10 protein-coding genes are annotated in these 13,587 nt (G+C 61.8%); all 10 read left to right on the forward strand.

What is annotated here, in order from left to right:
* Positions 1–456: 456 nt before the first annotated feature.
* A complete protein-coding gene (locus AC1DYU_RS14405) occupies positions 457–1,206 on the forward strand; it encodes a DUF1353 domain-containing protein (RefSeq protein ID WP_476792216.1) in 750 nt (249 codons plus the stop codon).
* 399 nt (positions 1,207–1,605) lie between these two features.
* Positions 1,606–3,291 carry a caspase family protein gene (locus AC1DYU_RS14410; RefSeq protein ID WP_476792217.1) on the forward strand — a complete coding sequence of 562 codons (1,686 nt, stop codon included), beginning with the start codon at positions 1,606–1,608 and terminating at the stop codon, positions 3,289–3,291.
* A gap of 13 nt (positions 3,292–3,304) precedes the next feature.
* Positions 3,305–4,192, forward strand: coding sequence for a serine protease (locus AC1DYU_RS14415; protein ID WP_476792218.1), 888 nt, complete (start codon positions 3,305–3,307; stop codon positions 4,190–4,192).
* Between the two features lie 734 nt (positions 4,193–4,926).
* Positions 4,927–5,946 carry a S1/P1 nuclease gene (locus AC1DYU_RS14420; RefSeq protein WP_476792219.1) on the forward strand — a complete coding sequence of 340 codons (1,020 nt, stop codon included), beginning with the start codon at positions 4,927–4,929 and terminating at the stop codon, positions 5,944–5,946.
* 338 nt (positions 5,947–6,284) lie between these two features.
* The gene (locus tag AC1DYU_RS14425) at positions 6,285–7,199 is read left to right on the forward strand and encodes a LysR family transcriptional regulator (protein ID WP_476792220.1); all 915 of its coding nucleotides are present in this window, start codon (positions 6,285–6,287) and stop codon (positions 7,197–7,199) included.
* Between the two features lie 221 nt (positions 7,200–7,420).
* Complete coding sequence (locus AC1DYU_RS14430; protein WP_476792221.1) at positions 7,421–7,945, forward strand: NAD(P)H-dependent oxidoreductase subunit E; 525 nt, start codon at positions 7,421–7,423, stop codon at positions 7,943–7,945.
* Entirely contained in the window at positions 7,942–9,513 is a 1,572-nt protein-coding gene (locus tag AC1DYU_RS14435; RefSeq protein ID WP_476792222.1) for a formate dehydrogenase beta subunit, read from the forward strand. The genes AC1DYU_RS14430 and AC1DYU_RS14435 overlap by 4 nt, the downstream gene beginning before the upstream one ends.
* Before the next feature lie 10 nt (positions 9,514–9,523).
* On the forward strand, positions 9,524–12,418 hold the full coding sequence (gene fdhF / locus AC1DYU_RS14440) for a formate dehydrogenase subunit alpha (RefSeq protein WP_476792223.1): 2,895 nt from the start codon (positions 9,524–9,526) through the stop codon (positions 12,416–12,418).
* Positions 12,405–13,247, forward strand: a complete 843-nt coding sequence (gene fdhD / locus AC1DYU_RS14445) for a formate dehydrogenase accessory sulfurtransferase FdhD (protein ID WP_476792224.1) — start codon at positions 12,405–12,407, stop codon at positions 13,245–13,247. The genes fdhF and fdhD overlap by 14 nt, the downstream gene beginning before the upstream one ends.
* Positions 13,244–13,501, forward strand: a complete 258-nt coding sequence (locus tag AC1DYU_RS14450; RefSeq protein WP_476792225.1) for a formate dehydrogenase subunit delta — start codon at positions 13,244–13,246, stop codon at positions 13,499–13,501. Before fdhD ends, AC1DYU_RS14450 begins: the two co-directional genes overlap by 4 nt.
* Positions 13,502–13,587: the final 86 nt, after the last annotated feature.

A 13,587-nucleotide genomic window follows, 5' to 3' on the forward strand; every position in this document is an offset into this window, starting at 1 on the left:
GGCTGGCAAGCTCCACGGCTACCAGTATTTCGCTCGGGGCGGACCAGTTCGTCAGGATAATTGGCTGAACAATTGCTGATTATCGCAAATCTATCGACGATCCGAATCAGCGAGTAACGTTTGTCGAACTGCCCGAGGTCTTCGTTGAAGCGGGATGAGCGAAGGCCCGTAGGCTCCTGTATTGTCTGTCTGAAGCTCTGCGCTCACTACGCCCACCGCGCGATCTGACAGGCGTCGTTGGTTGGTGCCGCGAGCTCCTCTGCGAAAGCACGCGCGTGCCTAATGGGAGACACATGTTGAAGCTGACCGGCAACGCGGTGGAGCAATTCGTGCTGCGAGCGGGCGATAATCAAGCCGACGGAATCTACTAGCGGCTACCGTCGCAATCGTTTTGCTTTCCGGTTGCATCCGGCTGTGGCTTGCGCGACGTTGCTGTTGCTGACGCGGGAGGATGCGATGAGGCAATCTGCAGGGCGGGCGTTGTTGGCGACTCTCTTTGTGGGGATAGGGTGTCTTGCGGTGCAGGCTGCCCGAGCGGATTTTACCGGTACGCTGGAACTTTTGCCGCCGGGCTGCGAGGCAACGGGCGAATGCACGCTTGGCCAGGATTTTGGCTTCGTCGATGCGGCTGGGATTGGCTGGCAGGCGGCCAAGGGCCTGATCACTGACGGTGCCTCGATCCCCTCCTGGGCCAAGCCCTTCACTGGTCAATCCTTCGAGCCGGCCTTTATCCGGGCGGCCGTGATCCATGATCACTACTGTGTCCGGCACGTCCGGCCTTGGCGCCAGACGCACAAGGTTTTTCACGAAGCACTTTTGAAAAGCGGCGTTTCACCCATTCAGGCTGGCGTCATGTACTACGCCGTCCTGGTCGGCGGGCCGAAATGGGCAAAGCTGATCAAGGGCAAACCCTGCCCGGTGGGGGCGGATTGCGTTAAGCGGGTCGATGTGACGGCTCTCGTTCGCGGTGGAAGCGTGAATGTAACTCCCGAATCCGGCCTCATTATTCAGCGCCCTGCGGAGTTCGGCTCGGTCCGCTTTCAAAAGCGGATGGATGATGGAGTTCCGCAACTTCTCGCAGCCGGCAACACGGTAACTGCAACACAAGTCGAAGCGCTAGCTCAAAAGGCCATGGCTGAAGATTTCTATTTCCAGAACGGAGATGAGATCGGAACCTCACTGTCAATCAAACTTGAGGAACAATAAGTCGAAGCCGTTAGCAAAGGCAGAGCTGTTTCGCGGAAGCATCCCCTCATCGACGCCGAGCCGCCCGCGTCCGGGGGAGCTTTTGCTGTAGGAGTAAAAACCAATACTGCCGCAAAGTCAGTCTTGTGCGCGAGGAACGCAGTTGCGAGAACAAGCTCACTCTGGATTGAGATTTGGGGGTGCTGGGGTTCGAGCCTGCCGGTTACAATGGCTATTCATCTTGCGGAGCCAAGCTGTCAGATCGCCTTCAACCAGTTTGCTACACCCCCCTGCCGCAACGGTGGCTCGAGCAAGTCTGATGTAAGAGGCGGAAATCGATGGGTGCCTAGGTCTCATCACTTTTAGGTTGCAACGTAACCCTCCGTGCAACATTGTCGCAGCGCCTTGGAGGTCACTTGCATGCGGCAAGCGCTGGTCCTGTTGCTGACGATTGCCGCTCTCGTGGCGCAGGCTTCAGGCGTTGGTTCGCAACCCGATCCAAAATACAATACCGAGTCGCCGGTTCGGCGGCTTGCTTTTGTCGTTGGTAATTCGAATTATGTTAGTGCTGATCCTTTGCCTGGATCGGTCAATGATGCCCGTGTCGTTTCTGAGAAATTGAAGGCGGCTGGATTCACAGTTACCACGGTCGAGAATTTTCGGACACGAAATGAATTTTTGACAAAACATTTCTTGAATTTTGTTGATACGATCGAAGAAGGCGATTTTGTTGTATTTTACTACTCAGGGCACGGATTTTCGCTTGCGGGAGAAAGTTATTTAACGCCGCTGGAATTCCCGAAGCCGGTAAAAAGCTCGAAAGTCGTGACGACGTTCCTTGCCGCATCGGCCTTACAAGAAAGAATCAATCTCAGGAATCCCGCACTACTTATCATGTTTTTGGATGCCTGCAGAAATATTACCGGGCTCATCGATAAATCAGATGGCGCGAATCTGGATATTGAGAAGGGTCTGGCGAGCCGATTTGGGTCTGCAAACAATATAATTGCCTTCGCAGCGGCGGAGGGCCAGATGTCTCTAGGCAATGCCGTTGGAGGACTCAGCCGATATACCGCGGCTCTGGCAAAGAGGCTCGCCACACCGGATCAAGAATTCGATCGTGTCCACAAATCGGTGATAGCCGATGTTCGGAATGAAACGTCGAACGGCCAGAATCCATGGATTTATGGCTCGTCTACATTGGATGTTTTCATAAATCCGGCCGACGTCGCGGCCGCGCAATTCAAGCAATCTTGGCTCGCTGCCCAGGAGGCCGGCACCGCGGAGGCGATCCGCGACTACCTTAATGTCTTCGGGTTGGGTCCTTATGCGTTGGCCGCGAAGAGGCTGTACGCCGAAAGGACACGGGTGAACTCCACATTCACGCAGTTTGATGTGAAGCAGATTGATGCGCTTTGGTCGACCGCATTGACGCAGTCGGTTAGCGGCCAGCGCATCAAGGGGCCATTTGGATTCGGCCGCATTCGGGAGCAGTTTGCAGCTAAGACCCTGCCGGAGAAGCCAGCCATCGAGCGCGACCCAAACCTGGTAGGAAACATCCTCGCGAGTAACCGAGACGTGGTCGTCCTATCGCCAACGACGGCACGGACCGGTCCAGACGTCTCTGCTTCAGTGGCTACCTCGCTGAATGTCGGCGCAAAGCTTGCAGTCGAGGCGATCGAGAAAGATGCCAGAGGTGGTGTCTGGTTGAAATCCACCACGGCTTCGTCGCCAGATTCGATCTACGTTCTCGTCCCGCCAACCGCGGGAACAAGGGATGTTCCCCTTGGACGAGCCATAAAGGAATTCCAGCTGACCGCGCCAGATGCTGGCAGTGCCGGAGTTTCGGATGAGGCGCGTATCGCGGCCGAGCTGGCGGAGATCAGCGCGCGCAGCACCACAATCAATTGGATCTCGATATCCGTGCCGAAGGCCGATAACAAAGGCGTGGCGTTGAGCCCCCGCGACGCTGCCCTTTTGAAGAACCGGGCGGCGCACGCCGCATATGTGCTCGCCAAAACTGTTCCTCGTGGTCGCATAGGCATTTTGCAGGATGCAGACTTTGCTGCCGAAAACCCTCGCGTTCGTATTTTTGGTAGTCGCTAACGGGAGAATGCCGATGCGCTTGGTCAAAGCATCTGTCACCGCCCTCTGTTCAGTCTTAGCGTTTGGCCATTTGGCTGCCCAAGAACCTACCAAGGAAACATTCATCAAAACTGGATCAGCCGACTACGACGAAACCGTAAGACGCTTCGTAGAGAAAGAAATTGATAAGATCATAGGCGGAATGCCCGCTCCGATGGGCGCATATCCATGGCAAGTTTCGCTGGCTGTTGCCACCATCAACCATGCAGCGTGGGCGCATTTCTGTGGTGGATCGATATACAATGAAAGGTGGATCATCACAGCCGCTCACTGTGTGCCAGGTCTCAAACCTGAGCATATTCACGTTGTTGCAGGTATGAATGTTCTGGCAAAATCCAGCGTACGTCACGCTGTGAAGCAAGTTATTACGAACAGCGATTACGGAAAGAAGGCAAAAAGCGATAGCGATATTGCCTTGATCGAGTTGGAGCAACCGCTGGTCCTTAATGACACGGTCCAAGCTGTCCCGGTTTTGGACGCTCATATGGAGAAGTCGGTGTTGGTTGAGGATCGTCCCCTGATCGTCACCGGGTGGGGCGCAACAGTTGAGGATGGTGATTCTGTCCGTGACCTGCGGTTTGTCGAAATCCCATTCGTGACCAAGGAAACCTGTGCGGACCCGCTCGTTTATGGCGATCGCTTTACGGACAATATGATCTGTGCCGGCCTGACCGCGGGTGGACGAGATTCCTGCCAAGGGGACAGCGGAGGGCCAATTGTCACGGCCTCGAAGCCTTCCATCCTGGTAGGCGTGGTAAGCTGGGGCGGAGGCTGCGCCAGGCCAGGCAAGCCGGGGGTCTATACGCGCTTGCCGAACTTCAAGCCCTGGATCGAACAATGTGTTTCCGGCAAGCCATGCTAGCAATCAGCTCCAGCACGGCGCATCGTTAAACGGAGCACATACCTCGCCAGAAGTCGGAAAAGCGACGCAACGACGGGTTTCGCAGGCCCAGCATCGCCGGTCTGCCGTTAGGCCGCGAGGCGCCTTAAGGAAAACTGTCGTTCACAGGGGCATTGACTGCAAGCAGCAGGGTGGATCTCGGCCTTTCGGTAAAGTACGTCCGCTGAAGGATTTTGCCAAAAGCAAGCCGAGCAGGCCCCCCAGGGTAAGCGGACCAGGCGGTGCATAGAGTCACGCGCGACGAGGCGGCTGTGAAGCGCTTGTGATGGCAGGCGGTAGCCGTCGGACTTCGGCGGAAGGTCGACGTGGGATTCTGGTCGCTCGGGAGCGGTGGGCTACCGCCTTTTTGTGGGCCCTGCGATTGGGTGGTGCATCAAGCCGGGGGCGTGAGTTCAATGTCATGGCGTTGTCCTTAATCAGGTATCGAGGCGTGTTCGCCCGAGTTTCGCCGTTGTGTGGCCACTGGACTGCTATGCTTCGAACCCATCGGGTGCTGTCGGTTTCATAAGACGCCTTCTGCGATCGGCGATGCCATGCCGGCGCTTCTGGAACGCGCCAACATTAGACAGTGGATGGTCGTGACGCTGTCGCTGCGCGTGAAGCGCCGTCTTTTTCCCTACCTTACGTTGTGTTCCCGGACGCGCCATGCAAAATACGGGAGTAATTGATGTCGTTCGATTAGACGGGAGCCAACCATGCGGGCCTATCCGATCATCGCCTTCATCTTTGCCCTAGGGTCTGGCCTTGTCTTATCGGCCGGGGAAGCGCGTGCCTGGGGCAAATTCGGCCATCTGACCGTTTGCGATCTGGCGTATCGAAATTTCACCGACAAAGCGCGCGAGGAGCTGAAAAAGCTGTTCCAGGTCGATCAGGGCGGCATTGACGTCAAGGGCCGGGGCAAACTGCCTGATCGCCACTACACATCGTACAATGTCGGTTGCCTGGAAGAAGATGCGATGCCCCGCCGGCATCCCGACGATCACTTTATCAATGTCAGCCGCGATACGAAATCCATCGCCAACGGCGCCTGCCCGGGCGCCGCTGATTGTATCCTCTCCGGCATCGGCCGGGATTTCGACACTTTGAAAGACCCGGCCAAGCCAAACGAGGAACGCGTCTTCTCACTAATGGCGCTTGGCCACTGGATCGGTGACATCCATCAGCCGCTCCATGTTTCCTTCGCTGACGACCGCGGTGGCAATGGGATCGGCGCCAAGGTAACCGGCGGTAAATGCGGCAAATCGAGCTACCGCGTGAAAAACTTGCACGGTATCTGGGACAACTGCCTGCTTGAGGCGGGTTTGTTCGAACGAGTCAGGAAGCGCACGGATTTCAAGAAAAGCTGGAGCAAAAATACCATCACCTACAGGGCCGTTGATACCTTGCAGGCCAACACCTCGCTGGCCGAAGAGAAGCAACTCATAGGCAAGGACCCGTGGAAATGGGCCAACGAGTCCTTCGAGATCGCACTGAAGCCCGAGGTGCGATACTGCCTCATGGTCGCGGGGACCTGCCAGTATTCATCCACCGTGGCGAAACTGCCCACCCGTGGTCCAAAGCGATCCGAGGAGTTTGATCAGGCATACCTCGCCAAGTTCGAACAGACAGCGCAGGACCGCATCAAGGCGGCCGGCTTTCGGCTGGCGCACCTCGTCAATCTAGCGCTGGACCCCGCCTATACCGAGCCGGTGCGGGACAATCTACAAAAGCCGTGATGCTGGCTGGCGCGATCGTCCTCGGCATCCGTTTCTGCGCTATTTCGCATCAAGAGCGGCTGATCGAGCGTCGGCGCCGGATGGTCTGGATGGCCGGACCTGCCGACATGCGCCAATAGCTGACGCTGGAGGGCTGCCGCAAAACGGACATCTCGAATAGATGGCGGCTCCACAAGTTCTGCTATCGATAACAGTCGTCGACTATAGGCGGCACCGCGGTGTTAGAGCGCGTGGCCACGAGCCGGCGTGTTTGGTTGGCCTTGACACCGGCGCTGAAACTAAGCGGCCATGCTCCTGCATTTTGCGAACGGACGCGAACGCGCTTGAGGGCGTCGGGCATGATACTGCGCCAACTGGTCTATCTCGACGCACTGGCTCGCGAAAAGCATTTCCGCCGCGCCGCCGAGGCCTGCCATGTCTCGCAGCCGACCCTGTCGGCGGCGATCGTCCAGCTCGAGGAAGAGCTTGGCGTACTCATCGTCGAGCGCGGCCGCAGGTTCCAGGGGTTCACCAAGGAAGGCGAGGCCGTCTTAGCCCATGCCCGTCGCATCTTAGCGGAAGCCGACCTGATGAAGGATTCGATCGCGGAGCTGAAGGAGGGCGTCAGCGGCCGTATCAGGCTTGGCGCCGTTCCCACCGCGCTGCCGATGGTCGCGCATATCACCGCGCCGTTCTCTTCGCGCTATCCCGGCGTCTCGCTGACCGTTCTGTCGCTAACCTCGTCGGAGATTCAACAGCGCATCGACAATTTCGAACTCGATGCCGGTCTGACCTATCTCGACAACGAGCCGCTCGAACGGGTGATCGCCAAGCCGATCTACCAGGAAGCCTATGTGCTGCTGACGCGCGAGGACGGCCCTCTCGGCGGCCGCGACAGCATAACCTGGGCGCAGGCCGGCGAGCTCAAGCTCTGCCTCCTGACCTCCGACATGCAGAACCGGCGCATCATCGACGGCATCTTCCGCTCGGTCGGTTTCATGCCCAAGCCGGCGATCGAAACCAATTCGATCTTCAACCTGTGTTCGCATGCCGGCATCCAGGGCGTCTCCAGCATCGTCTCGCGGCAATTGCTGGAGTTCTTCGGCGTGCCGCTCGGCACCAAGGCGCTGCCGCTGGTCGAGCCCGAGGCGAAGCGCTCGATCGGACTGATCGTGGCCGACCGCCAGCCCTTCGCGCCGCTGACCCGCAACCTCCTGACGATGTCGCAACCGGTCACCGAGGCCGTGCTCCCGCGACGCGTCAGCGCGGGATAGCTGAGGGCTATCGTTGATCGCGGCGCTTGGTTATCAGGCATCGCAAAAACAGGCTATAAGTAGAGGTTATCACAGGTCTATCGGTTGACGATGTCGAAGCAAGTCGTTTTTGATAGCTACTGACTATCGTATAGTCGGAACAAACGATTTGAAATCATTCCAGTATGGCCTGATTTTCTCCGAAAGCGGCTGCCGAGCAAACGGCGCCGGATGGAGGAATGATGACCGGATATCCAGCCTGGGACCAAGACAGCGCACGCTCGATCATCGCTGGACTGGTGCATCTCGAAGGCGCTACGCTGCCGATCCTGCACGCTTTGCAGGAGGAGTTCGGCCATGTCGATGCGCAGGTGGTCCCGCTGCTCGCCGACGCGCTGAACCTGTCGCGCGCCGAGGTCCATGGCACGATCTCGTTCTACCATGATTTCCGCACCAGCCCGCCGCCGCGCCGCGTCATCAAGCTCTGCCGCGCCGAGGCCTGCCAGGCACTGGGCTGCGAGGCGTTGGTTCAGGACCTGGCGCATCGCCACGGCATCGCGGTCGATGGTCACGGCCATGGACATGCTCACGGCCACACCCACAGCCATGACTGTGGCCACGACCACTCTCATGTGGCGGTCGAGACGGTCTACTGCCTCGGCAACTGCGCGCTTGGGCCCTCCGCGCTCGTCGATGGCGAACTGATCGGACGGCTCGATTCCGACCGCCTCGCGGAGCTGTGCACGGAAACGGGAGTTCGTTCATGACGCTCTCTCCCGACGCCATCAGGATCTTCGTGCCGATCGACGCCGCGGCGCTCTCCGTCGGGGCGGACGCCGTCGCACGCAGCATTGCCCGCGAGGCGCAGGCGCGCGGCGTTACGATCGAGATCGTCCGCAACGGCTCGCGCGGCATGCTCTGGCTGGAGCCTATGGTCGAGGTCGCGACGCCGGCCGGCCGGATCGCCTATGGGCCGGTCGCGGCCAGGGATGTCGCTGGCCTCTTCGATGCGGATTTCCAGGCCGGCGGCAGCCACGCGCTGCGGCTCGGCCTGACCGAGGAACTCGACTGGATGAAGCGCCAGCAGCGCCTCACCTTCGAGCGCATCGGCGTCACCGACCCACTCTCGCTGGCGGAATACCGCGCGCATGGCGGCCTGGCCGGGCTGGAGAAGGCGCTCGCGCTCTCCGGGGACGATGTCGTCGAGGCGGTGCGGGCCTCGGGCCTGCGCGGGCGCGGCGGCGCCGGCTTCCCGACCGGGATCAAGTGGAAGACCGTCCAGAATGCGCGGGCGGAGCAGAAATACATCGTCTGCAATGCCGATGAGGGCGACAGCGGCACCTTCGCCGACCGCATGCTGATGGAGGGCGATCCCTTCCTGCTGATCGAGGGCATGACGATCGCCGCCATCGCGGTGGGCGCGACCCGCGGCTACATCTATCTGCGCTCGGAATATCCGCATGCGTTCAAGACGCTGCAGCGCGCGATCCTGAAGGCGGAGACCGCCGGCGTCCTCGGCGATTCCGTGCTCGGTTCGAGTCTCGCCTTCCGTCTCGAAGTGCGGCTCGGCGCGGGCGCCTATATCTGCGGCGAGGAGACCTCGCTGCTCGAAAGCCTCGAGGGCAAGCGTGCGCTCGTCCGCGCCAAGCCGCCGATTCCGGCGCTGCAGGGGCTGTTCGGCAAGCCGACCATCGTCAACAACGTGCTGTCCTTCGCCGCCGTGCCCTGGATCCTCGATCACGGTGCGCAGGCCTATGCCGATTACGGCCTTGGCCGCTCGCGCGGCACGCTGCCGGTCCAGCTCGGCGGCAACGTCAAGCGCGGCGGGCTGATCGAGCTCGCCTTCGGCATCAGCCTGCGCGAGATCATCGAGGATATGGGCGGCGGAACGCTGTCGGGCCGGCCGATCCGGGCCGTGCAGGTCGGCGGACCGCTCGGCGCCTATCTGACGGCGGCCCAGCTCGACGTCGCCATGGATTACGAGGCGCTGGCGGCGATGCGCGCGATGCTCGGCCATGGCGGCATCGTCGTCTTCGACGACAGCGTCGACATGGCGAAACAGGCCCGCTTCGCCTTCGAGTTCTGCGCCAAGGAAAGCTGCGGCAAGTGCACGCCTTGCCGCATCGGCGCGACGCGCGGTGTCGAGGTGATGGACCGCATCATCGCCGGCACCGAGCGCCCGAAGAACATCGCCGTGCTGCGCGATCTCTCCAAGCTGATGACCGACGCCTCGCTCTGCGCCATGGGCGGGCTGACGCCGATGCCGGTGCTGAGCGCGCTGAACCATTTCCCCGAAGATTTCGATCGACCCGCGCTTCCCATGGCTGCGGAATGAGGAGGCCATCATGAGCCTGATCAAGGAAATCGATTTCGGCACGCCGATCCGCATCGCCGACAAGACCGTGACCCTGACGATCGACGGCGAGAGCGTCACGGTGCCGGCCGGCACCTCAGTGATGGCCGCCGCGATGAGCGTGGGCACCAAGATCCCCAAGCTCTGCGCCACGGATTCGCTGGAGCCGTTCGGCTCCTGCCGCCTCTGCCTCGTCGAGATCGAGGGCAGGCGCGGCACACCCGCCTCCTGCACCACGCCGGCCGAAGAGGGCATGGTCGTGCGCACGCAGAGCGAGCAGCTCCACGGCCTGCGCAAGGGCGTGATGGAGCTCTACATTTCGGACCACCCGCTCGACTGCCTGACCTGCTCGGCCAATGGCGACTGCGAATTGCAGGACATGGCCGGCGCGGTCGGCCTGCGCGAGGTCCGCTATGGCTATGAGGGCGAGAACCATGTCTTCGCCAAGAGCAAGGACGGTTTCGCCAATGAGAACTGGCTCGGGCTCGACACCTCGAACCCCTATTTCACCTACGACCCCTCGAAATGCATCGTCTGCAATCGCTGCGTCCGGGCCTGCGAGGAGGTGCAGGGCACCTTCGCACTGACCATCACCGGCAGGGGCTTCGATTCACGCGTCGCCGCCGGCCCGACCGATTTCCTCGGCTCCGAATGCGTTTCCTGCGGCGCCTGCGTGCAGGCCTGCCCGACGGCGACGCTGATGGAGAAGAGCGTCATCCAGATGGGCCAGCCCGAGCATTCCAAGATCACGACCTGCGCCTATTGCGGTGTCGGCTGCTCGTTCAAGGCCGAGATGCAGGGCGACAAGATCGTCCGCATGGTGCCCTACAAGGACGGCAAGGCGAATGAGGGCCATTCCTGCGTCAAGGGCCGTTTCGCCTATGGCTACGCCACCCATAAGGACCGCATCACCAAGCCGATGATCCGCGCCAAGATCACCGATCCCTGGCGCGAGGTCTCGTGGGAGGAGGCGATCGGCCATGCGGCGTCCGAGTTCCGCCGGGTCGAGGCGAAGTATGGCCGGGAATCGCTGGGTGCGATCACCTCGTCGCGTTGCACGAACGAGGAGGTCTTCCTCGTCCAGAAGCTGGTGCGCGCCGCCTTCCGCAACAACAATGTCGATACCTGCGCCCGCGTTTGCCATTCGCCGACGGGCTACGGGCTGAAGACGACGCTCGGCACCTCGGCCGGCACGCAGGACTTCAAATCGGTCGAGAAGGCCGATGTCATCCTCGTCATCGGCGCCAACCCGACCGACGGCCACCCGGTCTTCGCCTCGCGGATGAAGAAGCGCTTGCGGGCGGGCGCCCGGCTGATCGTCGCCGATCCGCGCCGGACCGACATCGTCAAGTCGCCTCACATCAAGGCCGACCACCATCTGCAGCTCAAGCCCGGCACCAATGTCGCGCTGGTCAATGCGCTCGCCCATGTCGTGGTCACCGAGGGGCTGATCGACGAGCCTTACGTCCGCGAGCGCTGCGATCTCGCCGATTTCGAGATCTGGGCCCGCTTCATCGCGCAGGAGGTCAACTCGCCGGAGGCGAGCGAGGAATTCACCGGCGTTCCGGCCGACGAAGTGCGCGCGGCGGCGCGGCTCTACGCCACCGGCGGCAATGGGGCGATCTTCTACGGGTTGGGTGTCACCGAGCACAGCCAGGGCTCGACCACCGTCATGGCGATGGCGAACCTCGCCATGGCGACCGGCAATATCGGCCGCGAGGGCGTCGGCATCAATCCGCTGCGCGGCCAGAACAACGTCCAGGGTGCCTGCGACATGGGTTCGTTCCCGCATGAGCTCACCGGCTATCGCCACGTCTCGGACGAGGGCACGAGGCAGATCTTCGAGACGATGTGGGGCGTCTCGCTCGATGACGAGCCCGGCCTGCGCATCCCCAACATGCTCGACGAGGCGGTCGGCGGCACCTTCAAGGGCCTCTACATCCAGGGCGAGGACATCGCCCAGTCCGACCCCAACACCCAGCATGTCACCGCCGGCCTCGCCGCGATGGAATGCGTCGTCATTCAGGACATCTTCCTGAACGAGACGGCGAAATACGCCCATGTCTTCCTGCCGGGCTCGTCCTTCCTCGAGAAGGACGGCACCTTCACCAATGCCGAGCGCCGCATCAACCGCGTGCGCAAGGTCATGGAGCCGCTTTCGGGCAAGCATGAATGGCAGGTCACGATCGATCTCGCCCGGGCGCTCGGCTACGAGATGCCCTACACCCATCCCAGCGAGATCATGGACGAGATCGCGCTGCTGACGCCGAGCTTCGCCGGTGTCAGCTACGCGGTGCTCGACAAGCTCGGCTCGGTGCAGTGGCCCTGCAACGACAAGGCGCCCTTCGGCACGCCGCTGATGCATGTCGACCATTTCGTCCGCGGCAAGGGCCGCTTCATGCTGACCGAGTTCGTGCCGACCGAGGAACGCACCGGCGCCCGCTTCCCGCTGATCCTGACGACCGGGCGCATCCTGTCGCAATACAATGTCGGCGCGCAGACGCGGCGCACCGAAAACTCGACCTGGCATGACGAGGACGTGCTGGAGATCCACCCCTTCGACGCCGAGAACCGCGGCATCAAATCTGGCGATCTCGTCGCGCTCGCCAGCCGCTCCGGCGACATCTCGCTCAAGGCCGAGGTCTCGGAGCGGATGCAGCCGGGCGTGGTCTACACCACCTTCCACCATGCCGAGACGGGCGCCAACGTCATCACCACCGACTATTCCGACTGGGCGACCAACTGCCCGGAATACAAGGTGACGGCGGTCGAGGTCCGGCGGACCAACTACTACTCGCAGTGGCAGGAGAAGAACCGCGAGGAGGACGTCTCGCTGCGGCGCATCGCGGGCAAGAGCACGGGAAATTTGGCCGATGCCGCGGAATAGCCCGCCGGCCCAGCCGCCGGCCTCCTGCGCCGTGCCGGCCGAGCCGGTGCGCTTCGACGCCTGCCCGGTGCCCGCGACGATGGCCGAGGTCGCCGTCGAGGCGCCCATCAACATCGTCTACGGCAACCTGCCCTATGCGGTGATGATGGCGACGCCGTCCGATCTCGAGGATTTCGTCGCCGGCTTCAGCCTGACCGAGGGCATCGTCCGCAGCGTCGATGAGATAAGGGGGATCGCGGTCGCGCCGCAGCAGGACGGCATCGTCGTCACCGTCGAGCTCGCGCCCGGCCGCTTCCGCGATCATCTGGCCCGGCGACGCAACCTTTCGGGACGAACCTCTTGCGGGCTCTGCGGCATCGAGACCCTCGCCGAGATGCCGATGGCCGGCACAGACGCAGGGCAGCATCGGCCGGTCTCGCAGGGCGCCATCCAGGCCGCGCTCGCCGCGCTGGAGTGGCACCAGCCGCTGAACAGGCTCACGCGCGCCGTCCATGCTGCCGCCTGGTGCGACGCGATGGGCGCCATCCTGGCCGCTCGCGAGGATGTCGGCCGGCACAACGCGCTGGACAAGCTGATCGGGGCGCGGCTGCGCGCCGGTCACGACGCGAGCGAGGGCTTCATCCTCGTCACCAGCCGCGCCTCCTTCGAGATGGTCGAGAAGACCGCGATCTTCGGAGCCGACACGCTGGTCTCGATCTCGGCACCGACCTCGCTCGCGATCGAGCGGGCGAAGCGGTTGGGTCTGACGCTTGTTTCAGTCGCCCGCCACGATGCCGCGATCCTCTTTGCCGGTGAGCTTGCCGAACAACTGGAAGTCGAAGCGCGATGAGCCAGAACTATCACGGTCCGGCGGCGGTCAAGCTGGCCAATATGGCCAAGCTCGGTCACATGGCCGGGCAGATCGCCGACTATTTCAAATCCTACCCGGAAGAGCAGGCCGTGGCGGCGATCGCCGCCCATATCAACGAATTCTGGAGCCGGCGCATGCGCGAGGATTTCCTCGCCACGTTCAATGCCGGTTCTGAGGGGCTTCATCCCCTCGCGAGAGCCGCCGTGGTAGCCATCAAACCTGCAATAGACTGATAGCAATTTGGGAGGCAGGATGGATGGACCGTAGGTCATCCGTCAGCCGGACCACCTGAACTCGCATCGCTGGCGCGCATGCGGCC

It is taken from the genome of Allobosea sp. P2_B12 (genome assembly GCF_056404835.1).